General features: G+C 70.0%; 22 protein-coding genes. 14 read left to right on the forward strand and 8 right to left on the reverse strand.

The genetic code is table 11. From position 1 onward, the window contains the following. Nucleotide 1: 1 nt before the first annotated feature. Both CSX12_RS02220 and CSX12_RS02225 read left to right on the forward strand, forming a co-directional pair. Nucleotides 2-1,120 carry an ABC transporter permease gene (locus CSX12_RS02220; protein ID WP_124894700.1) on the forward strand — a complete coding sequence of 373 codons (1,119 nt, stop codon included), beginning with the start codon at nt 2-4 and terminating at the stop codon, nt 1,118-1,120. After that, nucleotides 1,120-3,366, forward strand: a complete 2,247-nt coding sequence (locus CSX12_RS02225; protein ID WP_206427130.1) for a glycoside hydrolase family 3 N-terminal domain-containing protein — start codon at nt 1,120-1,122, stop codon at nt 3,364-3,366. The genes CSX12_RS02220 and CSX12_RS02225 overlap by 1 nt, the downstream gene beginning before the upstream one ends. Before the next feature lie 69 nt (nt 3,367-3,435). Here the strand turns inward: CSX12_RS02225 and soxR are convergent, their stop codons facing one another. Continuing rightward, nucleotides 3,436-3,879, reverse strand: a complete 444-nt coding sequence (gene soxR, locus CSX12_RS02230) for a redox-sensitive transcriptional activator SoxR (protein ID WP_017204240.1) — start codon at nt 3,877-3,879, stop codon at nt 3,436-3,438. A gap of 80 nt (nt 3,880-3,959) precedes the next feature. On the opposite strand from soxR, the gene fdxA reads away from it, so the two are divergent. The 5 genes from fdxA to nhaA all read left to right on the forward strand — a co-directional run bounded on the left by fdxA (nt 3,960) and on the right by nhaA (nt 8,255). After that, nucleotides 3,960-4,286 (forward strand): ferredoxin, encoded by a 327-nt coding sequence (fdxA, locus tag CSX12_RS02235; protein WP_017204241.1) that lies wholly within the window; start codon nt 3,960-3,962, stop codon nt 4,284-4,286. Continuing rightward, a complete protein-coding gene (locus CSX12_RS02240; protein ID WP_124894701.1) occupies nt 4,283-5,629 on the forward strand; it encodes an FAD-dependent oxidoreductase in 1,347 nt (448 codons plus the stop codon). The genes fdxA and CSX12_RS02240 overlap by 4 nt, the downstream gene beginning before the upstream one ends. Further along, the gene (locus tag CSX12_RS02245; protein ID WP_017204244.1) at nt 5,626-6,165 is read left to right on the forward strand and encodes a flavin reductase family protein; all 540 of its coding nucleotides are present in this window, start codon (nt 5,626-5,628) and stop codon (nt 6,163-6,165) included. Before CSX12_RS02240 ends, CSX12_RS02245 begins: the two co-directional genes overlap by 4 nt. 27 nt (nt 6,166-6,192) lie before the next feature. Next, nucleotides 6,193-6,822: a superoxide dismutase gene (locus CSX12_RS02250; protein WP_124894702.1), complete on the forward strand. Its 630-nt coding sequence runs from the start codon at nt 6,193-6,195 to the stop codon at nt 6,820-6,822. Nucleotides 6,823-6,938: 116 nt separating this feature from the next. Beyond that, complete coding sequence (gene nhaA / locus CSX12_RS02255) at nt 6,939-8,255, forward strand: Na+/H+ antiporter NhaA (RefSeq protein ID WP_124894703.1); 1,317 nt, start codon at nt 6,939-6,941, stop codon at nt 8,253-8,255. Between the two features lie 12 nt (nt 8,256-8,267). On the opposite strand, the gene CSX12_RS02260 is transcribed toward nhaA, so the two are convergent. Continuing rightward, on the reverse strand, nt 8,268-8,549 hold the full coding sequence (locus CSX12_RS02260; RefSeq protein WP_124894704.1) for a metal-sensitive transcriptional regulator: 282 nt from the start codon (nt 8,547-8,549) through the stop codon (nt 8,268-8,270). Between the two features lie 95 nt (nt 8,550-8,644). Between CSX12_RS02260 and CSX12_RS18435 the strand changes: the two genes are divergently transcribed. From CSX12_RS18435 to CSX12_RS18895, 3 genes are read left to right on the forward strand one after another with little or no spacing between them, the layout of a single operon-like run. Continuing rightward, on the forward strand, nt 8,645-8,809 hold the full coding sequence (locus CSX12_RS18435; protein WP_100248813.1) for a hypothetical protein: 165 nt from the start codon (nt 8,645-8,647) through the stop codon (nt 8,807-8,809). Then, nucleotides 8,806-9,744: an FAD-dependent oxidoreductase gene (locus tag CSX12_RS18890; protein WP_346773345.1), complete on the forward strand. Its 939-nt coding sequence runs from the start codon at nt 8,806-8,808 to the stop codon at nt 9,742-9,744. The genes CSX12_RS18435 and CSX12_RS18890 overlap by 4 nt, the downstream gene beginning before the upstream one ends. Further along, nucleotides 9,741-10,451, forward strand: a complete 711-nt coding sequence (locus tag CSX12_RS18895; RefSeq protein ID WP_346773346.1) for a rhodanese-like domain-containing protein — start codon at nt 9,741-9,743, stop codon at nt 10,449-10,451. The genes CSX12_RS18890 and CSX12_RS18895 overlap by 4 nt, the downstream gene beginning before the upstream one ends. A gap of 12 nt (nt 10,452-10,463) precedes the next feature. Here the strand turns inward: CSX12_RS18895 and CSX12_RS02270 are convergent, their stop codons facing one another. The 3 genes from CSX12_RS02270 to CSX12_RS02280 all read right to left on the reverse strand — a co-directional run bounded on the left by CSX12_RS02270 (nt 10,464) and on the right by CSX12_RS02280 (nt 14,278). Continuing rightward, entirely contained in the window at nt 10,464-11,471 is a 1,008-nt protein-coding gene (locus CSX12_RS02270) for a LacI family DNA-binding transcriptional regulator (RefSeq protein ID WP_124894705.1), read from the reverse strand. Nucleotides 11,472-11,563: 92 nt separating this feature from the next. Further along, on the reverse strand, nt 11,564-13,225 hold the full coding sequence (locus tag CSX12_RS02275) for a glycoside hydrolase family 13 protein (protein WP_124894706.1): 1,662 nt from the start codon (nt 13,223-13,225) through the stop codon (nt 11,564-11,566). 156 nt (nt 13,226-13,381) lie between these two features. Continuing rightward, nucleotides 13,382-14,278 carry an SDR family oxidoreductase gene (locus tag CSX12_RS02280; protein WP_017204251.1) on the reverse strand — a complete coding sequence of 299 codons (897 nt, stop codon included), beginning with the start codon at nt 14,276-14,278 and terminating at the stop codon, nt 13,382-13,384. Nucleotides 14,279-14,515: 237 nt separating this feature from the next. On the opposite strand from CSX12_RS02280, the gene CSX12_RS02285 reads away from it, so the two are divergent. After that, a complete protein-coding gene (locus tag CSX12_RS02285) occupies nt 14,516-15,784 on the forward strand; it encodes a hypothetical protein (protein ID WP_124894707.1) in 1,269 nt (422 codons plus the stop codon). Here CSX12_RS02285 and purQ read toward each other — a convergent pair. From purQ to CSX12_RS02300, 3 genes are all read right to left on the reverse strand, one after another. Then, nucleotides 15,781-16,488, reverse strand: a complete 708-nt coding sequence (gene purQ / locus CSX12_RS02290) for a phosphoribosylformylglycinamidine synthase subunit PurQ (RefSeq protein ID WP_124894708.1) — start codon at nt 16,486-16,488, stop codon at nt 15,781-15,783. The genes CSX12_RS02285 and purQ overlap by 4 nt on opposite strands. Continuing rightward, nucleotides 16,485-16,733 (reverse strand): phosphoribosylformylglycinamidine synthase subunit PurS, encoded by a 249-nt coding sequence (gene purS / locus CSX12_RS02295; protein ID WP_017204254.1) that lies wholly within the window; start codon nt 16,731-16,733, stop codon nt 16,485-16,487. The genes purQ and purS overlap by 4 nt, the downstream gene beginning before the upstream one ends. Before the next feature lie 187 nt (nt 16,734-16,920). Beyond that, nucleotides 16,921-17,454, reverse strand: coding sequence for an adenine phosphoribosyltransferase (locus CSX12_RS02300; RefSeq protein WP_124894709.1), 534 nt, complete (start codon nt 17,452-17,454; stop codon nt 16,921-16,923). A 233-nt stretch (nt 17,455-17,687) separates the two neighbouring features. Here CSX12_RS02300 and CSX12_RS02305 point away from each other — a divergent pair, with 233 nt between their 5' ends. The 3 genes from CSX12_RS02305 to CSX12_RS02315 all read left to right on the forward strand — a co-directional run bounded on the left by CSX12_RS02305 (nt 17,688) and on the right by CSX12_RS02315 (nt 21,083). Beyond that, the gene (locus CSX12_RS02305) at nt 17,688-18,998 is read left to right on the forward strand and encodes an ABC transporter substrate-binding protein (RefSeq protein ID WP_124894710.1); all 1,311 of its coding nucleotides are present in this window, start codon (nt 17,688-17,690) and stop codon (nt 18,996-18,998) included. Between the two features lie 106 nt (nt 18,999-19,104). Next, nucleotides 19,105-20,196, forward strand: a complete 1,092-nt coding sequence (locus tag CSX12_RS02310) for a sugar ABC transporter permease (RefSeq protein ID WP_124894711.1) — start codon at nt 19,105-19,107, stop codon at nt 20,194-20,196. Beyond that, complete coding sequence (locus tag CSX12_RS02315) at nt 20,193-21,083, forward strand: carbohydrate ABC transporter permease (protein ID WP_017204259.1); 891 nt, start codon at nt 20,193-20,195, stop codon at nt 21,081-21,083. The genes CSX12_RS02310 and CSX12_RS02315 overlap by 4 nt, the downstream gene beginning before the upstream one ends. Nucleotides 21,084-21,087: the final 4 nt, after the last annotated feature.

Consider the following 21,087-nt stretch of genomic DNA (forward strand, 5'->3'; position numbering starts at 1 on the left):
CATGACCGTTCCCACCACCGCAGCGACGACAGCGCCCGACGGATCGGCCGTCGTCTCCGGCATGCCCGAGACCGCGACACTGCGCACCCCGCCGGCGGGAGCGCCGCCGCGCAAGACGTTCTGGTCGCAGCTCGCGCAGGCGTTCGCGATGTTCCGCAATCCCAAGTCGATCGCCGGGCTCATCATCCTCGGGGTGTTCGTGCTCATCGCGATCCTCGCCCCGTGGATCGCCCCGTACGGACCGACCCAGAAGGACCGCACGGCGCTGCGTCAGCCGCCCTCCTGGGAGCACTGGCTGGGCACGACGCACATGGGCGAAGACGTGCTGAGCCAGATCATCTACGGCACCCGCGGGGTGATCGTCGTCGGCTTCCTCGCGGCCTTCATCGCCACGATCATCGCGATCACGATCGGTGTGATCGCCGGCTACGTGCGCGGCTGGAAGAGCGAATCGCTCTCGGCGCTGACCAACGTGTTCCTGGTGATCCCCGGCATCCCGCTCATCATCATCATCGCCTCGCAGTTCGAGAACCCGCCGCTGATCGTGATCGCCGCGGTGCTCGGGCTCACCGGGTGGGCGTGGGGCGCCCGCGTGCTGCGCGCGCAGACCATGTCGCTGCGCAACCGCGACTTCATCCAGGCCGCGCGCGCGAACGGCGAGCCGCTGCGCCGCATCATCACGGTCGAGATGCTCCCGAACCTCATGGCGCTCATCGCCTCGAGCTTCGTCGGCACCGTGACCGCGGCCATCCTCGGCCTCACGACCCTGGCCTTCATCGGGGTGATCCCGGTCAGCAACCTGAACTGGGGGACCGTCCTGTTCTGGGCGCAGCAGAACGGCGCGTTCCCGCGTCTGTGGTGGTGGTACGTGCCGGCCGGGCTCTGCATCGCGATCATCGGCGTCGCGCTCTCGCTCATCAACTTCGGCATCGACGAGTACGTCAACCCGCGCCTGCGCTCGGCGGGAGAGCGGGCCAGGGCGATGAAGAAGAAGGGGCTCAACGTGAACGACGCCGTCACGGCCGTCCGCAGCGTGCCCCTGCCGAAGACCACCCCCGATCCCGTAACGTCGGCGACTCCCGACGACTCCGCGAAGACCTCGACACAGAACACGAAGTGATGACCTCTCAGACCCTGACCACGCAGCTCCCGTACCAGGACCCCGCTCTCTCGATCCCCGAGCGCGTGGCCGACCTCCTCAGCCGCATGACGCTGGAGGAGAAGGTCGGGCAGATGCTCCAGCTCGACGCTCGCGACGACATCGACGACCACATCGCTCGCCGTCACGCGGGCTCGATCCTGCACACCTCGCCCGAGCGCATCCTGCGGGCGAACGAGCTCACGGCCCAGACGCGCCTCCGCATCCCGCTGCTGGTGGGCGAGGACTGCATCCACGGGCACTCGTTCTGGCCGGGGGCGACGATCTACCCGACGCAGCTCGGCATGGCCGCGTCGTGGGACTCCGCGCTCGTCGAACGCGTCGCTCGTGCCACGGCCGAGGAGGTTGCGGTCACCGGCATCCACTGGACGTTCTCGCCCGTGCTGTGCATCGCCCGCGATCTGCGCTGGGGTCGCATCGACGAGACCTTCGGCGAAGACCCGTTCCTGATCGGCGAGCTGGCTTCGGCCATGGTGCGCGGCTATCAGGGTGACGGTCTCGATGACCCCACGGCCATCCTCGCGACGGCCAAGCACTTCGCCGGGTACTCCGAGACCCAGGGCGGGCGCGACGCGAGCGAGGCCGACATCTCCCGCCGCAAGCTGCGCTCGTGGTTCCTGCCGCCGTTCGAGCGCGTCGCCCGCGAGGGGTGCCGCACGTTCATGCTCGGCTACCAGACGACCGACGGTGTGCCGATCACCACCAACGACTGGCTGCTCAGCGATGTGCTGCGCGGGGAGTGGGGCTACACCGGCACGCTCATCACCGACTGGGACAACGTCGGTCGCATGGTGTGGGAGCAGCGGATCCAGCCCGACATCACGCACGCGGCCGCGGCGGCCGTGCGGGCGGGCAACGACATGATCATGACCACGCCGGCCTTCTTCGAAGGAGCGCTGGATGCCGTGGCGAAGGGCCTGCTCGCCGAGGACGCCTTCGACGCGGCGGCCGCCCGCATCCTGACGCTGAAGTTCGAGCTGGGGCTCTTCGAGAACCCGCGCCTGCCCGGCACCGAGCTCGACGCCGTGGTGGGCAGCGCTGAGCACGCGGAGCTGAACCTCGAGGTCGCCCGCCGCTCGCTCGTGCTGCTCGAGAACGACGGCGTGCTGCCACTCGACCCCAGGTCCGCGCTGAAGGTCGCGGTCACCGGCCCACTCGCCGACGACGCGCAGACGCAGCTCGGCGACTGGGCCGGCGGCTCCGGCCAGGCGGGCTGGCTCGACGGACAGCCCCGCGAGATGATCACGACCGTGCTCGACGGGCTGCGGTCGATCGACGGTTGGAGCATCACCCACGCCCGCGGTGCCGACATCCTCACCCTGGAAGAGGACCCGCAGGGGGCGTTCTTCCCGGACCATCAGCCGCGCCCGCCGGTCGTCAAGCCGTGCGAGCCGGATGCGACGCTGATCGCCGAGGCCGTCGCCGCCGCATCCGATTCGGATGTCGTCGTGGCAGTCGTCGGCGACCGGATCGAGCTCGTCGGCGAGGGGCGCTCCACCGCGACGCTCGAGCTCATCGGCGGGCAGAACGCCCTGATCGATGCGCTCATCGCGACCGGGAAGCCCGTCGTGATCGTGCTGCTCGCCTCGAAGCCGCTCGTGCTCCCGGCCTCCGCGTCGAAGGCGGCTGCCGTGATCTGGGCGGCGAACCCCGGGATGCAGGGTGGGCGTGCACTGGCGGACATCATCTCCGGAGCGGCCGAGCCGTCCGGGCGCCTGCCGATCTCGTTCGCCCGTCACGTGGGTCAGCAGCCGACGTACTACAACCAGATCCGCGGACAGCACGGCGACCGGTACGCCGACCTCACGCAGTCGCCCGCCTGGGCGTTCGGCGAGGGGCTGTCGTACACGACCGTGGAGTACTCCGATCTGTCGCTCGAGGAGACCTCGCTGGGGGAGTCCGACACGATCGTCGGACACGTCACGGTGTCGAACACCGGCGAGCGGCCCGTGCGCGAGACGGTGCAGGTGTACGTGCGCGACTCCGTGACCAGCGTGAGCTGGACCGACAAGGAGCTCAAGACCTTCCGCCAGGTCGACCTCGCTCCCGGTGAGTCGGTGCGGGTGCGCCTGGAGCTGCCGGTGTCCGACTGCACGATCGTGGATGCTGCGGGCAACCGTCTGGTCGAGCCCGGCGCGTTCGAGCTCCTGGTCGGCCCGAGCTCCCGCGACGAGGTGCTCCTCTCCGCCACCTTCCAGGTCGTCTGACCCGTTCCGGTCGCGATATGACAGCCAAAACCGCCCGGTTTCGCTGTTATATCGCGACCGGAACGGGGGTCAGAGACGCTGGGGGCCGGCGCCCTGCGTGCCGAGGGCGTCGTCGGGGTTGAGCAGGCCGCAGGCCTTCATCGACAGGCAGCCGCAGCCGATGCAGCCGGTGAGCTCGCGCTCCAGGCGCTCGATGCCCTCGCGGCGCTTCTCCAGCTCGCGCTTCCACCTCCGCGAGGCCCGCTGCCAGTCCTCATGACTCGGAGTCTCGGTCAGAGGCACGTCGGCGAAGGCCGTCTGCACGTCGGAGAGCGGGATGCCGAGGCGCTTGGCGACCGTGATGAGCGAGACGCGACGCAGCATGTGCCGGGCATAGCGGCGCTGGTTGCCGGGCGTGCGGGTCGACGCGATGAGGCCGAGGGACTCGTAGAAGTGCAGGGCGGATGCCGCGACGCCGGTGCGCCTCGTCATCTCGCCGATCGACAGCGGTTCGTCGGGTGCGTGCGGACTCATCCGGTCGACCTTCCTCGATTTGACCTCAAGTATACTTGAGGTTTTACGGTGGAAACCGTGACCCGAACGAAGACCGACCGATGACCTACGTGATCGCCCTGCCGTGCGTCGATGTGAAGGACAAGGCCTGCATCGACGAGTGCCCCGTCGACTGCATCTACGAGGGCGAGCGCTCGCTGTACATCCACCCCGACGAGTGCGTGGACTGCGGCGCCTGCGAACCCGTCTGCCCCGTGGAGGCGATCTTCTACGAGGATGACCTGCCCGACGAGTGGCAGGACTACTACAAGGCGAACGTGGAGTTCTTCGACGAGATCGGCTCGCCCGGCGGTGCCGCGAAGACCGGGATGCTCCCCTTTGACCACCCGCTCATCTCGGTGCTTCCCCCGCAGGAGGCGCACGCATGAGCCCGCGCATCGCGGTCGTCGGAGCCGGCCCCGCGGGCATCTACGCCGCCGACATCCTCCTGACGCAGCTTCCCGACGCGAAGATCGACCTGATCGAGAAGCTGCCGGCGCCCTACGGACTCGTCCGCTACGGCGTCGCCCCCGACCATCCCCGGATCCGCAAGATCATCGACGCCCTGCACGAGGTCGTCGGGCACCCCTCGATCCGGCTGCGCTGCAACGTCGAGGTCGGGGCCGACATCACCGTCGACGAGCTGCGCGCCGCCTACGACGGAGTGGTCATCGCCACCGGAGCGGACCGCGACGTGCCGTTCGAGGTTCCGGGAGCGGAGCTGCCCGGCTCCTTCGGTGCTGCGGACTTCGTGGCCTGGTACGACGGCCACCCCGATGTGCCACGGGACTGGGGTCTGGATGCGGAGTCCGTCGCCGTGCTCGGCGCGGGCAACGTCGCCCTCGATGTGACCCGCATCCTCGCCAAGCACGCGGCGGCTCTCGAATCCACCGACACCCCGGATCCGATCCTCGATCAGCTCGCCGCGAGTCGCGTGCGCGACGTGCATCTGTTCGCCCGCCGCGGTCCCGCCGACGTGCGGTTCTCGGCGCTCGAACTGCGCGAGCTGGGCGAGCAGCATGACGTGGAGGTGATCGTCGACCCCGCGGATCTCGTCCTCGACGCCCACGCCGAGCGGATGCTGGAGCAGTTCTCCCAGCGGCGCATCATCGTGCGGACCCTGACCGAATGGGCGCAGCGTCCGCGGTCGGCCGCATCGCGGCGCATCCACCTGCACTTCCGCCACCGGCCGGTGCGCGTGCGCGGCACGGACCGCGTCGAGAGCGTGGAGTTCGAGCGCACGGCGTCCGATCCCCTCGGCCGCATGGTCGGCACGGGCGAGTTCGTGAGCTACGACGTGGGGGCGGTCTACCGCGCGATCGGGTACCTGTCGTCCCCGGTGCCCGGCGTGCCCTTCGACGCCGAACGCGGCATCGTGCCGAACGCCGAAGGGCGCGTGCTCGACGGCGACGGGGCCCCGATCCCGCGCCTGTACGCGACCGGCTGGATCAAGCGCGGTCCGATCGGGCTCATCGGCTCGACGAAGTCGGATGCCGCGCAGACCGTCACGCACCTCGTCGAGGACCTGGCTGCGGCCGAGGCCGGATCGGTCGAGTCAGCCGATCCGCTCGCGCACCTCGGCGCCGCCGTCGACCGGGAAGGCTGGCTGCGCATCGACGAGGCGGAGCGCCGCGCCGGCGCAGCCCGCGGCAGGGAGCGGACCAAGATCGTCGACCGCCGCACCATGCTCGGCCACGCGCACCTCGAATCCGTGAAGGAGACCGTCCGATGACCACCGATGTCCCCCAGCCCACCCCGCATCCCGCGGCGCCCGTCCCCACCCCGGTGGGTGAGGGGCTCAAGGCCGCGTTCCGGACGCACCCCGCCGGCGTCGCCATCATCACGGCGCAGACTCCCGACGGACCGGTCGGCCTCACCGCCTCGAGCGTGTCGTCGGTCGCGGTGGATCCCGCCGCGATCGTGTTCTCCGTCACCCGGGCCACCGGCAGTGCGGGCGCGATCCTCGGGGCCGACACCTTCCTCGTCCACCTGATCGACGACGAGCACTCCGCTCTCGCGCAGAGCTTCGCGATCAGCGGATCCGAGCGCTTCACGCCGGAGCAGGGCTGGACCACGCTGCCCACGGGAGAGCCGCATCTCGCGGAGGCCCGCGCGGCGCTGCGGTGCCGATCGATCCAGAACGTCCCCGTCGGCTCGTCCACGGTCGTGATCGCCGAGGTCCTGGAGGTGCTGCCGGGGCGCGCCGCTCGCCCGCTGGTGTACCTCGACCGCCGGTTCCACGCCCTCTCGCACGACACCGCCCTCTGAACCCGCATCACCGAAAGGAAACACGACATGTCCGCTCTCTACACGCTCCCCGAGCTGCCGTACGACTACTCCGCGCTCGAGCCGCACATCTCCGGCAAGATCATGGAGCTGCACCACTCCAAGCACCATCAGGCGTATGTGACGGGCGCGAACACCGCCCTCGAGCAGCTCGCAGCCGCCCGCAGCGCCGGCGACCTCGCGAACGTGAACAAGCTCGAGAAGGACCTGGCCTTCAACCTCGGCGGACACATCAACCACTCGGTGTTCTGGCAGAACCTGTCGCCCGAGGGCGGCGGCGCTCCCGAGGGCGAGCTCGAGGCCGCGCTGGTCGACGCTTTCGGGTCGATCGACGCCTTCCGCGCGCACTTCACCGCGACCGCGCTCGGCGTGCAGGGCTCGGGCTGGGCCGTGCTCGCCTGGGACGGCGTTGGTGCGCGTCCCGTGATCTTCCAGCTGTTCGACCAGCAGGGGAACGCGCCCCTCGGCGTCACCCCGCTGCTGCAGCTCGACGTGTGGGAGCACGCCTACTACCTGGACTACCTCAACGTGCGCGCGGACTACGTCAAGGCGTTCTGGAACCTCGTCAACTGGCCCGACGTGCAGCGTCGCTTCGAGGCCGCACGCACGGCGACGCAGGGTCTGATCGTCGCCTCCTGATCCTGCCGGGGCGCACCGCGTCCGCTCAGGCACGCACCGGCGTGACCGTCTAGGGTGGAGGAAGGAGCGTCGGGAAGCCTGGTCGACACCATGTTCGTCGACACCTCGGAGCTCCCATGACAGACACCCGTCGTTCCTTCCCCGCCCGCGGCAGCTACCGCGAGGTCCGCCGTATCGGCACGCTCCTGCGCAAGGAGAGCGTCGGCGGCATCCTGCTCGTCGTGATGGCCGCGATCGCCCTGGTGTGGGCGAATTCGCCGCTCGCGGAGAGCTACTTCGCGCTCCGCGACTTCGAGGTCGGCTACGAGCCGTGGCATCTGCGCCTCAGTCTCGGCGCCTGGGCCGCCGATGGCCTGCTGGCGATCTTCTTCTTCCTCGTCGGCCTCGAGCTCAAGCGCGAGTTCGTGGTCGGCGACCTGCGCGACCGGCGAACCGCGATCGTGCCGGTGGCCGCGGCGGTCGGCGGCGTCGTCGTGCCGGCGGCCATCTTCGTGCTGGTCATCGGGCCGGACCCCGAGCTGCTGCGCGGCTGGGCGGTGCCGACGGCGACGGACATCGCGTTCGCCGTCGCCGTGCTCGCGATCATCGGCTCGCACCTGCCCGCGCGACTGCGCCTGTTCCTGCTGACGTTGGCGGTGGTGGACGACCTCATCGCGATCGGCATCATCGCGATCTTCTACACCGACGACCTGAACCCGATGCCGCTCCCCGCCGCGATCCTGGGTCTCGCCCTCTACGCGGCGCTGGCCCAGATGCGGCAGGGGTTCTTCGCGCGCAACCGCTTCGCGGCCTGGCTGATCCTGCTTCCGATCGGCGTGGTCGTGTGGGCGTTCGTGCACGCATCCGGCATCCATGCGACGATCGCGGGCGTCGCGCTGGGCTTCATGATCCCGGTCCGCTCCGGGGAGACGGATGCCGACGGGGTCGAGCGGACCGGTCTCGCCGAGGAGTTCGAGCACCGGTTCCGGCCGCTGTCCGCCGGTTTCGCGGTGCCCGTGTTCGCCTTCTTCGCGGCCGGCGTCGCGGTGGTCGGCGACGGCTTCGTGGAGACGGTGACGCATCCGGTGGCGATCGCGATCGTGTGCGGTCTGGTGCTCGGCAAGCCCGTCGGCATCGTGCTCGCCACCTGGATCGCGACGAAGGCGACGCGCAGTCGATTGGGTGGGGGGCTGCGGTGGATCGATCTGGTGGGCGTCGGCATGCTCGCCGGCATCGGATTCACGGTCTCGCTGCTCGTGGCGGAGCTCAGCTTCCCCGGCGGGCTCGAGCATGATGCGGCGAAGGTCGCCATCCTCCTCGCCTCGGTCCTCGCCGCGGTCGGCGCCTCGGTCCTGCTGGGCGCGCGGAACCGCCGGTACCGGGCGATCGCGGCGCAGGAGGCGGTCGACGCCGACGGGGACGGCGTGCCCGATGTGTACCAGCGCGAGGAGTAGCCGCGGGGCGGATCAGGCGAGCGAGAGGAAGAGCTTCTCGAGTTCCGGGAGCGACACCTCGTCGGCGCCCGGCTCGCCTTCGGCCTCGGCGTCGACGAGGCAGTCCTTCATCGCGGACGCGATGATCTGGAAACCGGCCCTGTCGAGGGCCGAGCTGACGGCGGCGAGCTGGGTGACGACGGCTCGGCAGTCGCTCCCGTTCTCGACGGCGGCGATCACGGCGCCGAGCTGTCCCTGGGCGCGCTTGAGCCGGTTGGCGATCTTGCGCTGCGTCTCGGCGTCGGTGGATGACATGGCACTCCCTGAGGGTCGGCTGTGCGCACCATCATACCCCCTGGGGTATAGTCCGTTATACCCAGGGGGGTATAACGACGAGAAGGAGCGGATCCATGTGCCGAGCAGTCCGATGCAAGACCTGTGGCAAGACGACCTGGGCGGGGTGCGGTCAGCACGTCGCCGACGTGCGCCGTACGGTCCCGGCGGCCCAGTGGTGCGCCGGGCATCCGAAGGAGCAGAACCAGGGCGGCTTCCTCTCCCGGCTGTTCCAGCGATGACCGCGGCTCCGCTCACCGTGGTGGTCGTCGGCGGTGTCGCCGGCGGCATGTCCGCCGCGACACGGCTGCGTCGGCTCGACGAGTCCGCGCACATCGTCGTGTTCGAGCGCGGCCCCGAGGTCTCGTACGCGAACTGCGGCCTCCCGTACTACGTGGGTGGCGTCATCGAGGACCGTCAGGCCCTGCTGCTGCAGACGCCCGCCTCACTGCACCGGCGCTTCCGGCTCGACGTGCGCGTGCGACACGAGGTCGAGCGCATCGACACGACGGCCAAGGTGGTCGAGGTCGTCGACCACGGGAGCGGTCGTCGGATCACGCAGCCGTACGACCGGCTGATCCTGGCCACGGGCGCACGCCCCCGCCGGGACGAGCCGGACGCGGTCACGCCCACCCGCAGTCTGCGCACGGTCGAGGACGCCGACGTGATCGAGGCCGCGCTCACCCGTCCGGGGCTTCCCGTCGTGGTCGTCGGAGGCGGATACACCGGACTGGAAGCGGTCGAGAACCTCGTGGCCCGCGGCGCGTCCGTCACGCTCGTGCAGCGCGGGGAGCAGCTGCTCGCCCCGCTCGACGTGGAGATGGCCGCCCCCATCCTCGCGGAGGTGCGCGCACACGGCGTCGACGTGCGCCTCGGCGTCCGCGTGCAGGAGGTCGCTGCAACCGGCGTCACCCTGAGCGATGGATCGGTCGTGCCGGCGGAGTTCATCGTCGACGCGTCCGGAGTCATCCCGGAGGTCGGCCTGGCGTCGGCGGCCGGGATCCGCATCGGTGCGACCGGCGGGATCGCCGTCGACGCATCGTGCCGGACCAGCGCGCCCGACGTGTTTGCGGTGGGCGACGGCGTCGAGAAGCAGGATCTGATCGGAGGAGGCGAAGCGCTGATCACCATGGCCGGTCTGGCGAACCGCCACGGGGACGCCTGGTCGCCGACGTGATCGCCGGGCGGCAGGAGGCCGCCCGGCCCGCCGTCGGGACGGGCATCGTGCAGGTCTTCGGCGTGGCGGCGGCGAAGGCGGGGTGGAGTGAGAAGCAGCTTCGCGCCGCGGGGCGTGACTTCTACGCGGTGCACGTGCACCCTGCGTCGCACGCCGGCTACTATCCCGGGTCCGAGACGCTGTCGATGAAGCTGCTCGCCGACCCGGCGTCCGACCGCATCCTGGGCGTGCAGATCGTCGGACGCGACGGTGTGGACAAGCGCGTCGACGTCGTGGCGACCGCGATGCAGGCGGGACTGCCCGCTGCAGAGCTCGCGCACCTCGAACTGGCTTACGCCCCGCAGTTCGGCTCGGCCAAGGACGCCGTGAACATCCTCGGCTCCGTGGCGGAGAACACCCGCACCGGCACCACGCCCTCGCTGCAGTGGCACGAGCTCGACGACGCGGTCGCCGCCGGGGCGACGCTGATCGACGTCCGCTCGCCCGCGGAGTTCGCGGCCGGGGCGATCCCCGGTGCACGCAGCATTCCGCTGGATGAGCTGCGGGAGCGGATCGACGAGCTTCCCGCCGGGCCGCTCGTGGTGCACTGCCAGGTCGGGCTGCGCGGACACGTCGCCACGCGACTGCTCCTCCAGCACGGCCGAGAGGTGCGCAACCTCGACGGCGGCTACCGTACCTGGTGCGATGCGACCGGGGCGTCCCGCTGAGAGGACCCCCGGTCAGACGAGCCGCGCCGTGGTGCCGCGCACGTTCAGCTCGAACGGCAGCGCCGACGGGATGTGCACGGCGTCCGGGGTGGCGAGCTTCGCCAGCACGGCGTCGGCGGCCCGCTCTCCCTGGCCGAGCGGGAACTGGTCGACGGTCGTGAGGCGGAAGAACTCGCCGAGCTCGTGGCCGTCGATGCCGACGATCGACAGCTCCTCCGGCACGCTGAAGCCGAGATCGCGGGCCGCCAGCAGAGCGCCGATGGCCATCTCGTCCGACGCGGCGAACACGGCGGTCGGGCGGGGGCCCGGTCGCCCGAGCAGCTGCTTCGCCGCGCGGTAACCGCCTTCGACCGTGAAGTCCGCGGGCTCGAGGAAGGCGTGGTTCAGGGGGAGCCCCGCCTTCGCGAGCGCCTTCTCGAACCCGAGCCGCCGGTTGGTGGGGATGTGGAAGTCGATGTCGAACTCGGGGTTCGCGCCGATGTGCGCGATGTCGGTGTGCCCGAGTCCGATCAGGTGCTCGGTCGCGAGCTGGGCGACGGCGACGTCGTCGACCGTGAGGGTGTCGAGCTTGGGGTTGGGGCCGCCGATCGCGATCACGGGGAGCCCGAGCTCCAGCAGATGCTGCGTCTCCTCGTCGTCGAGCTCGATCGACACGGCGATGACCGCATCCACCCGCTGCCGCCGCAGGAACGTGTCGAACACGTGGCGACGCACGTCCTTGTCGGCGGTGATGTTGTAGAGCGTGATGTCGTAGCCGGCGCGCATCAGAGCGGACGAGACCCCCGACAGCACGGTGCTGAAGAACCAGCGGTCGAGGAAGGGAACGACCACTCCCACGTTGCGGGTGCGGCCGGACGCGAGACTCGACGCCCGCGACGACACCACGTAGCCGAGCGACTGCGCCGCGGCCTGCACCCGTTCCTTGGCGGACTCGGACACGTGGCCTCGTCCGCTCAGCGCGCGCGAGACGGTGGCGGTGGAGACCCCGGCGAGCCGGGCGACCTCATCGATGCTCGCCATGGGTTCCTTCGTTCTGGTCCGCTCCCGTCGCCTTCGTGTCGCCCGCGGAGGCTGAGAGCGACAGAAAGTGCGACGGGAGCGGGTGGGATGTATCAGGCGGTGGTGTACCAGACAGCCGTGTCGACGGGGAGGGCTGCACCGTCGAAGGGCTGGCTCTGCAGGATCACGAGGGCGTCCGCGGGCAGCTCGACCGGCGCGGTGCCGAGGTTCGCGATCACGTGCACGTCGCCGCGGCGGAACGCCACCGTGTCGGGACCGGCATCCTCCCAGACCAGCGAGCCCGCGCCGAAGCCGTACTCGCGGCGACCGGCGAGGAGCCGCTTGTACAGGGCGAGCGTGGACGCGGGGTCGACCTCCTCGACGTCCCGCGCGTAGCCCGCCCAGTCCGCCGGCTGGGGCAGCCACGACAACCCGGTGTCGTTGAACCCGAAGGCCGGAGCCTCGGCCTCCCACGGCAGCGGCACGCGGCAGCCGTCGCGTCCGTAGCGCTTGCCGTTCGTGCGGAACCAGGTCGGATCCTGACGGAACTCGTCCGGGATCTCCATGGCCTCCGGAAGCCCGAGCTCCTCGCCCTGGTAGAGGTAGGCCGAACCGGGAAGCGCGAGCATCAGCGTGGTGGCCGCACGGGCGCGGGCCAGTCCGATCACGGTGTCCGGCTTGTCCGGGGTGTTCGGGCCGATGCCCTCGCCCTGCGGGTTCTCGGAGGTGAGGGCGAGGCGGGTCGCGTGGCGCACCACGTCGTGGTTCGACAGCACCCACGTGCTCGGGGCTCCGACGGCGCCGAACTCGTCCAGCGACTCGCGGATCACGTCGCCGAGGGCCTTCGCGTCCCACTCCGTCATGAGGTAGGGGAAGTTGAACGTCTGGTGCATCTCGTCCGGACGCACCCACAGCGCGGTCTGCTTGAGGGTGGGCATCCAGGCCTCGCCGCAGAGGGCGCGGTCGCCGTCGTACTCGGCCAGCACCCGGTGCCAGTCGCGGTAGATCTCGTGCACGCCGTCCTGGCCCCAGTACGGCACGTTCGACTCGCCGCCGCCCATCGAGTCGGCGTCGGTCGGCGGGGTGTAGTCGGGCAGGCCCTCGGTCTTGATCATGCCGTGGGCGACGTCGACCCGGAAGCCGTCGACACCGCGGTCGAGCCAGAAGCGCAGGATGGAGCGGAACTCCTCCTGCACCTCCTCGTTGTTCCAGTCGAAGTCGGGCTGGGTGGCGTCGAAGATGTGCAGGTACCACTGGCCGGGCGTGCCGTCGGCCTCGGTCACGCGCTGCCACATGCCGCCGCCGAACACGGACTCCCAGTTGTTCGGAGGCAGTTCGCCGTTCTCGCCGCGGCCGTCGCGGAAGATGTAGCGCGCGCGCTCCGGGCTCCCCGGTGCAGCCTTGAGGGCCTCCTGGAACCAGGGGTGCTGGTCGGACGAGTGGTTCGGGACGAGGTCGACGATCACGCGGATGTCGCGGGCGTGGGCCTCGGCGAGCATGAGGTCGAAGTCGGCGAGCGTGCCGAACAGCGGGTCGACGTCGCGGTAGTCGGCCACGTCGTAGCCGGCGTCGCGCTGCGGGCTCGTCATGAACGGGCTGAGCCAGATCGCGTCGACGCCCAGCTCCTGCAGGGAGTCCAGGCGGCTCGTGATCCCCGGGAGGTCGCCGATGCCGTCGCCCGACGCGTCCGCGAAGGAGCGGGGGTAGATCTGGTAGATGACGGCGCTGCGCCACCACTCGGAACCGGGGGCTGCGATCTGCTCAAGCTGTGCCATGCGAATCAGGCTACTGCAAACGCTTACATTCCTGCCAGAGCGCGTATCGAATCGGTTCGGTCGCCGTCACGGCCGACGCGCTCGTCACGGTCCTCGTGATGGCGGTGCTGATCGGCGTCTGGCCGCCCGCGCTCGCGGCCTGACGCCGATCAGGACTCACGGGGTCGGCATGCCGCCGTTCACGTTCAGCGTCTCGCCGGCGACGTAGCTCGACTCCGCGGAGGCGAGGAAGACGTAGGCGGGGGCGAGTTCGGCCGGCTGGCCCATGCGACCGAGCGGCGTGTCCTTGCCGAACTCGGCGATCTTCTCCTGCGGCTGACCGTCACTGGGCTGCAGAGGCGTCCAGATCGGCCCCGGTGCGACGGCGTTCACGCGGATGCCCTTCGGGGCGAGCTGCTGCGCGAGGCCCTTCGTGAAGGCGTTGATGGTCGCCTTCGTCGAGGCGTAGTCGACGAGGATGTCCGAGGGGGAGTACGCCTGGATCGACGTCGTGTTGATGATGGTCGACCCGGGGGACAGGTGCGGCAGTGCGGCCTTGGTGACCCAGAACATGGCGTAGACGTTGGTCTTGAACGTGTCGTCGAACTGCTCGTCGGTGATGTCGGTGAGCGACTCCTGGAAGACCTGCTTGCCGCCGTTGTTCACGACGATGTCGAGGCCTCCGAGAGCGCCGACCGTCTCGGCGACGAGAGTGCGGCAGTACTCGGGGTCGCGCAGATCCCCGGGGATCGCGGCGACCGTCACGCCGGCGTCGCGGAGGATGTCGGCGATGCGGCTCGCATCCTGCTCCTCCTCGGGGAGGTAGGAGATCGCGACGTCGGCGCCCTCGCGCGCGAAGGCGATCGCTGTGGCCGCGCCGATGCCGGAGTCGCCGCCGGTGATGAGCGCCTTGCGCCCGGTCAGGCGTCCGGTGCCGCGGTAGGTTTCCTCGCCGAGGTCGGCCTGCGGGGTCAGGTCGGCATCGAGGCCCGGCTCCGGCATGTGCTGCTTCTGCGGCTCGATGTCGGCATACAGCGCGGTCGGGTCGGTGAAGGTGTACTGGTCACGGGACATGGGGAGTCCTTTCCGGGAGGTCGGGGACGGGATGACCATCGTGCGCGCCGCCCGACGCCGAGACAAACGCCTTGCACGCTCCGCAGCGCTTTGCTACGCGCGGGCGCGCATCGACATCCCGCGGCGAAGTCTGGCCGAAAGACACTTCACCGGCCGCCCCCTGTGATGACAGGCTTCCCACATCCCCCCGTGTCGCTCGCGGCATGTCCCCGGGGGTCTTCCGTCCGAGAGGTCTCGATGTCCGGTTCTGTCCGCCGTTGCGCACCCTGGGCCGCCGTCGCCGCACTCGTGCTCGGCGCCGTGCTCGTCGGCGCGGCTCCGGCCGTGTCGGATGCGTTCGCGGCGCGGGACGAGACTCCGGCGGACCCGGTGACCGACCCTGCCGCCTCGGTCGCGCTGGCGTACGAGTTCCTGGACGCGCGTGTCGACGAGTTCTGCGACGGCGAAGGACACTGCCTGCCGCGCAGCTACCAGGGCGGTTTCTTCACCACCCCGACCTGGGACTTCACGCCGTCATTCGTCTACGACGACGCCCTCGTCGTGATCGCGTACACGGCCCGTGGGCTGCCGGACGATCTCCGTCGGGCGCGCGCGATCGGCGACACCCTGTTGTTCGTCCAGGAGAACGACCCGATCGGAGACGGCCGCACCCGGGCGTCGTACGAGCCCCACGGCATCCGGCAGGGGCGGGTGGAGATCACCGGACCCGGCACCTTCACCGGCAACCAGGCCTGGGTGGGCATGGCGCTGGCGCGGCTCGCGCATGTCACCGGAGACGAGCGCTACCTCGACGGCGCGCTCCGCGTCGGCCGGTGGATCCAGGACAACACCGCCGACATGGCCCGTGCGCCCTACGGATACACCGGCGGCCAGCTCGAGGACGGCACCTCTCTGACGTGGAAGTCCACCGAGCACAACAGCGACATCGCCGGTTTCTTCACCCAGCTCGGCCAGCTCACCGGCGACCCTGTGTGGACCGATCGGGCGGCTGTCGCTGCAGAGTTCGTCGCGGCGATGCAGGACGCGGACGGACATGTGAACACCGGCACCGGCCTCGACGGCTCCACGATCAACACGCGTCCCATCCCGCTGGATGCCCAGACGTGGAGCTCGCTCGCCACGGGTGACCCGCGCTACGGAACGGCCCTGGATTGGACGCTCGCCCATCTGATCGCGACCGACGGCCCGTACACGGGCCCATCGATCAGCGAGGTCGACGTGTCGAAGGCGTGGTTCGAAGGCGGTGGACACCTCGCGCTCGCGCTCGGGCTGCGCGACGCACCGGGCGACGCCGCGGCGGTGGACACCCTGCTGAGCAGCATCCGCCTGGCGCAGCGGGATGCCCCGAACGGTGACGGCAAGGGCATCGTCGCGACCTCGAACGACGGGCTCGACTCCGGTTTCGGCGACCTCTACTACGCGAGCCTGCACACCGGCGCGACGGCCTGGTACCTGCTCGCCGCGACGGGCGACAACCCCTTCCGCCTCCCGGTCGGCCGAGCCTAGGCGGCGACGCGGGCGACGGCGGCGATCGCGCTCGTGAAGAAGTCGAGGCCGTCGACACCGCTGCGCATGGCGGCGGCGGTGTCCGGGCCGAAGCCGGGCTCCGTGGCGTGCTCGGGGTGCGGCATCAGCCCCACCACGTTGCCCGCCTCGTTCGTCAGCCCCGCGATGTCGCGCAGGGAGCCGTTCGGGTTCACGCCGGCGTAGCGGAAGGCCACGAGACCCTCGCCCTCGACGCGGTCGAGCGTCTGCTCGTCGGCGATGTATCCGCCGTCGGCGTTCTTCAGCGGGATCACGATCTCCTGGCCGGTGCGGAAGGCGTTGGTCCAGGCGGTGTCGGCGTTCTCGACCGTGAGCTTCTGGTCGCGGCGGACGAAGTGCTGGTGGTTGTTGCGGATCAGCCCGCCGGGAAGAAGATGCGCCTCGACCAGCATCTGGAAGCCGTTGCAGATGCCGAGCACAGGCATTCCCTTGGCTGCGGCGTCCTTCACCTCGGCCATGATCGGGGAGAGCGCGGCGATGGCGCCGGCGCGCAAGTAGTCGCCGTAGCTGAAGCCGCCGGGGAGGACGAGCGCATCGACGCCCTCGAGGTCGTGCGAGCCGTGCCACAGGGCGACCGGCTCTGCCCCGGCGATGCGGACGGCGCGCTGTGCGTCGCGGTCGTCGAGCGAACCGGGGAAGGTGATGACCCCGATGCGCGTGGTCACTCCGCGACCTCGATGCCGACGACGTCTTCGATCACGGAGTTCGAGAGCACCTCGTCGGCGATGCGACGGGCCTCGGCGAGGACCTCGTCGGTCACCTCGCCCTCGACGGTGAGCTCGAAGCGCTTGCCGATGCGGACGTCGGTGAAGCCCTCGACGCCGAGGCGGGCGAAGGCGCCGGAAACGGCCTTGCCCTGCGGGTCGAGCAGTTCGGGCTTGGGCATGACGTCGACGACGATGGTGGGCATGACGGCTCCAAGAGTCGCGGGCGGAGGGGCGAACCCAGTCTACTGCCCCGCCCGTCCCCGTCTCTCCGGCGTCCCCGTTCGGTTCGCCGAGTGTACGGCTTGGTGCCGAGTGCACCGCCTCCTCCCGCGCAGAAGCCGTGCACTCGGCGAGAACCCGTGCACTCGGCGTCGGGGAGGGGGGAGGGGGTCAGGCGGAGTGGAAGACGGTGTGGAGGTCGCCGACGGCCTCGCGGCCGCCGAGGCCGTCGATCTCGAAGAGGACGGAGATGCCGGCGACCTGGCTGCCGAGACGCTCCACGAGCTGGCGGCCTGCGGCCAGGGTGCCTCCGGTCGCGAGGACGTCGTCGATGAGCAGCACGCGGGATCCGACCGGCAGGTCGTCGTGCATCTCGATCGTGGCGGTGCCGTACTCGAGGGCGTAGTCGACGGATGCTGCAGGCCGGGGCAGCTTGCCTGCCTTGCGGATCGGGATCAGCCCGACTCCGGCGGCGATGGCTGCGGCGCTGGCGAGGATGAAGCCGCGCGCCTCGATGCCCGCGATCACGTCGAACTGCCCGGCGAAGGGCTCGATGATCGCCTCCGTCGTCACCCGGAGGGCCTCGGCGTCGGCGAGGAGCGGCGTGATGTCGCGGAAGATGATCCCCGGCTGCGGGTAGTCCGGGACGTTGCGGATCAGGGCTTCGGCACGGACGAGGGCAGGAGACAGGGTGGCTTCGGGCACCGGACAAGGGTACGCCGGTCGGCAAGGGCTTGACGATTCGCCGACGCGGTGACGATCCGCAGACGATGTCCCGGCCGCTGCTCGGCGGATCGTCGCGGCATCGGTGATCCGTCGCCTGCAGAGCTGGCTTGACACCGTGGGAGCGCTCCCATAGAGTGGCTGCTCAACGCGTGGGAGCGCTCCCACGATGTCCCGACGCATCACACCGCACGACCACCACAAAGGAGTGAACTGTGAACACACGTGCCCGCCACCGGATCCTCGCGATCGCCGCCGTGGCATCCGCATCCGCCCTCGCCCTCGCCGGCTGCTCCGGCAACAACGGCGACAGCGGCGACGCGAACGGCGACGAAGAGGTCACGCTGACCGTGACCACCTTCGGCACCTTCGGCTACGACGACCTGTACAAGGAGTACGAGAAGGCGCACCCGAACGTGAAGATCGAGGCGACCAACATCGACACGGGTGGCAACGCCCGCACCGACGCCTTCACCAAGATCGCCGCCGGCTCCGGCCTCAGCGACATCGTCGCGATCGAGGAGGGCTGGCTCGGCGCGATCATGGACGTGTCCGACACCTTCGTCGACCTGCGCGACTACGGCATCGAGGACCGCAAGGACGACTGGGTCGACTGGAAGTACGGCCAGGCCACCGATGCGGAAGGCCGGGTCATCGGCTACGGCACCGACATCGGCCCGAGCGGCATCTGCTACAACGGCGCCGCGTTCGAGGCCGCCGGCCTTCCGAGCGACCGCGAGTCCGTCGCCGAGCTGCTCAACGGCGACTGGGAGAACTACTTCAAGGTCGGTGCCGACTACACGGCCAAGACCGGCAAGGCCTGGTACGACCACTCCGGCTTCGTCTGGAACGCCATGGTCAACCAGCTCGACGAGGGCTACTACACCGCCGACGGCGAGCTGAACGTCGAGGGCAACGACGAGCTCCAGGAGCGCTTCGAGCTGCTGGGCGCCGCGACCGAGGGCGGCCAGTCCGCCGCGCAGACCGCCTGGGACTGGAACGGCGGCAAGTCGTTCGTCGACGGCACGTTCGCGACCTTCGTGTGCCCCGGCTGGATGCTCGGCGTCGTGCAGGGCCAGGTCGAGGCCGGCGGCGGCGACGCGTCGACCGGATGGGACTTCGCCGACGTGTTCCCCGGCGGCGCGGCCAACTGGGGTGGCGCGTTCCTGTCGATCCCGGAGACCTCGGCCCACAAGGAAGCCGCGGCGGAGCTCGCCGACTGGCTGACGCAGCCCGAGCAGCAGGTGAAGCAGTCCGCTGCGGCCGGCAACTTCCCGTCGACCATCAAGGCGCAGGAGTCCCTCGCCGAGGAGGCCACGCCCAACGAGTTCTTCAACGATGCGCCGACCGGTGCGATCCTCGCCGAGCGGGCCAAGGGTGTCGTCGCGCAGTTCAAGGGCGCTGATGACTCGGTGATCCAGGAGAACGTGTTCGGTCCGGCTCTCAGCAGCCTCGACCGCGGCGAGACCGATACGCAGGGTGCCTGGGACCAGGCCATCGGCCTGCTGAACGACCTCGTCGGCTGACCTGAGTCGCTGACTCCCCTCCCGTCGCAGTTTCTGTCGCCTCCGCGCACGGATGGCGACAGAAACTGCGACGGGAACCCTCGGACCCCGGGATAAGGACACCCCCATGACTCTCACCGCCCCGCGCGCGGAGCAGCAGCGAGCGGCATCCGCGACGTCGGATGTGCCGCCGAAGCGCTCCTGGCGCCACCGCCTCTCGCGGTTCGATCAGAACGCCTCGCCGTACTTCTACATCTCGCCGTTCTTCCTGCTGTTCGGGCTGGTCGGGCTGTTCCCGCTGCTCTACACGGTGTGGGTGGCCGTGCACGAGTGGGACCTGCTCAAGGGCGAGGGCGACTTCGTGGGGTTCGGCAACTTCGTCGAGATCCTGGGCGATGCGATGTTCTGGAACTCCATCGGCAACACCCTGAGCATCTTCCTGCTCTCCGCGATCCCCCAGCTGGCGGTGGCCCTCGTGATCGCCTACCTCCTCGACCGCGGCCTCCGCGCGCCGACGTTCTGGCGCATGAGCGTGCTGATCCCGTTCGTGGTCACCCCGGTCGCCGTCGCCATCATCTTCTCGAGCATCTTCAACGAGGCGGACGGCCTCGCCAACAACCTGCTCAACCTCATCGGCATCGCCGACCAGGAGTGGAAGCACAACACCGCGCTGTCGCACATCGCGATCGCCGTCATGGTGAACTTCCGCTGGACGGGCTATAACGCCCTCATCCTGCTCGCCGCGATGCAGGCCGTGCCGCGCGACCTCTACGAGTCCGCCGCCCTCGACGGAGCCGGCGCCGCCCGTCGGTTCTTCTCCATCACGATCCCCACGATCCGTCCGACGCTGATCTTCGTGATCATCACCGCGACCATCGGCGGCCTGCAGATCTTCGCCGAACCGCGACTGTTCGACGTGTCGACCGCGGGCGGCATCGGCGGCAGCGACCGGCAGTTCCAGACCACGGTGCTGTTCCTGTGGGAGCTCGCGTTCTTCCGGCGCAACCTCGGCGAGGCCTCCGCGGTCGCGATCCTGCTGTTCCTGCTGATCGTCGGCATCGGCGTCATCAACTTCCTCATCTCGCGACGCATCTCCACCGGGGACGCGCCCAAGAGGAACCGCGCTGCGCGCCGCCGCGCACGCACCGTCGACACCGCGGCCGCCTCGGCCGCCGCCGGGACGACGCTCGCCATCACGACCGAGGAGAATGCGCGATGACCGCCACGCAGGCGCTGAGCGTCCCCGAGAAGATCCGTCGCCGTCGCGGAGCCGCGGGTGGCACCGCCGGCATCGGCAGCCGTCCCGGGTTCCTCACCTACGGGCTCCTCGCTGCGTTCATCATCGGCAGCGTGTATCCGCTGTGGTGGTCGGTCGTGGTCGCCAGCGGCACGAACGCCACCCGCGGGGAGACGTTGCCCCTGATCCCCGGCGGGAACTTCCTCGCCAATGCGGCGCAGGTGTTCGACGCGATCCCGTTCTGGCTGGCCCTCGGCAACTCGTTCCTGATCTCGGGCATCATCACGATCTCGGTCGTGACCTTCTCGACGCTCGCCGGCTACGCCTTCGCGAAGCTGCGGTTCAAGGGCCGCGACGGGCTGATGATCTTCGTGATCGCCACGATGGCGATCCCGACGCAGCTGGGCATCATCCCGCTGTTCATGCTGATGCGCGAGCTCGGCTGGACCGGCTCCATCGGCGCCGTCATCGTGCCCACGCTCGTCACCGCGTTCGGCGTCTTCTTCATGCGGCAGTACCTGGTCGACGTGATCCCGGACGAGCTGATCGAGGCCGCGCGCATGGACGGGGCGAACCAGTTCCGCACCTTCCTGACCGTGGGGCTCCCCGCGGCGCGACCGGCCATGGCGATCCTCGGCCTGTTCACGTTCATGACGGCGTGGACGGACTACCTGTGGCCGCTGATCGTGCTCTCCCCGCAGAACCCGACCCTGCAGACGGCGCTCAGCCAGCTGCAGTCGGGCTACTACATCGACTACTCGATCGTGCTCGCCGGTGCGGTGCTCGCGACCCTTCCGCTGCTCGTGCTCTTCGTGGTCGCGGGTCGGCAGCTGGTCAGTGGCATCATGGCGGGCGCGGTGAAAGGATGACCCC

The sequence above is a fragment of the Microbacterium sp. Y-01 genome (assembly GCF_003856715.1).
GTDB classification, from domain to species: Bacteria; Actinomycetota; Actinomycetes; order Actinomycetales; family Microbacteriaceae; genus Microbacterium; species Microbacterium algeriense.

What these genes read in the sequence shown, in the direction of transcription:
- CSX12_RS02285 (WP_124894707.1), top strand. Translation starts at nt 14,516, where the DNA reads ATGTCCGGTTCTGTCCGCCGTTGCGCACCCTGGGCCGCCGTCGCCGCA.
- CSX12_RS02280 (WP_017204251.1), bottom strand. Translation starts at nt 14,278, where the DNA reads ATGTCCCGTGACCAGTACACCTTCACCGACCCGACCGCGCTGTATGCC.
- CSX12_RS02240 (WP_124894701.1), top strand. Translation starts at nt 4,283, where the DNA reads ATGAGCCCGCGCATCGCGGTCGTCGGAGCCGGCCCCGCGGGCATCTAC.
- CSX12_RS02260 (WP_124894704.1), bottom strand. Translation starts at nt 8,549, where the DNA reads ATGTCATCCACCGACGCCGAGACGCAGCGCAAGATCGCCAACCGGCTC.
- CSX12_RS02225 (WP_206427130.1), top strand. Translation starts at nt 1,120, where the DNA reads ATGACCTCTCAGACCCTGACCACGCAGCTCCCGTACCAGGACCCCGCT.
- fdxA (WP_017204241.1), top strand. Translation starts at nt 3,960, where the DNA reads ATGACCTACGTGATCGCCCTGCCGTGCGTCGATGTGAAGGACAAGGCC.
- CSX12_RS02270 (WP_124894705.1), bottom strand. Translation starts at nt 11,471, where the DNA reads ATGGCGAGCATCGATGAGGTCGCCCGGCTCGCCGGGGTCTCCACCGCC.
- CSX12_RS02310 (WP_124894711.1), top strand. Translation starts at nt 19,105, where the DNA reads ATGACTCTCACCGCCCCGCGCGCGGAGCAGCAGCGAGCGGCATCCGCG.
- CSX12_RS02275 (WP_124894706.1), bottom strand. Translation starts at nt 13,225, where the DNA reads ATGGCACAGCTTGAGCAGATCGCAGCCCCCGGTTCCGAGTGGTGGCGC.
- nhaA (WP_124894703.1), top strand. Translation starts at nt 6,939, where the DNA reads ATGACAGACACCCGTCGTTCCTTCCCCGCCCGCGGCAGCTACCGCGAG.
- CSX12_RS02315 (WP_017204259.1), top strand. Translation starts at nt 20,193, where the DNA reads ATGACCGCCACGCAGGCGCTGAGCGTCCCCGAGAAGATCCGTCGCCGT.
- purS (WP_017204254.1), bottom strand. Translation starts at nt 16,733, where the DNA reads ATGCCCACCATCGTCGTCGACGTCATGCCCAAGCCCGAACTGCTCGAC.
- soxR (WP_017204240.1), bottom strand. Translation starts at nt 3,879, where the DNA reads ATGAGTCCGCACGCACCCGACGAACCGCTGTCGATCGGCGAGATGACG.
- CSX12_RS02245 (WP_017204244.1), top strand. Translation starts at nt 5,626, where the DNA reads ATGACCACCGATGTCCCCCAGCCCACCCCGCATCCCGCGGCGCCCGTC.
- CSX12_RS02220 (WP_124894700.1), top strand. Translation starts at nt 2, where the DNA reads ATGACCGTTCCCACCACCGCAGCGACGACAGCGCCCGACGGATCGGCC.
- CSX12_RS18435 (WP_100248813.1), top strand. Translation starts at nt 8,645, where the DNA reads ATGTGCCGAGCAGTCCGATGCAAGACCTGTGGCAAGACGACCTGGGCG.
- CSX12_RS02250 (WP_124894702.1), top strand. Translation starts at nt 6,193, where the DNA reads ATGTCCGCTCTCTACACGCTCCCCGAGCTGCCGTACGACTACTCCGCG.
- CSX12_RS18890 (WP_346773345.1), top strand. Translation starts at nt 8,806, where the DNA reads ATGACCGCGGCTCCGCTCACCGTGGTGGTCGTCGGCGGTGTCGCCGGC.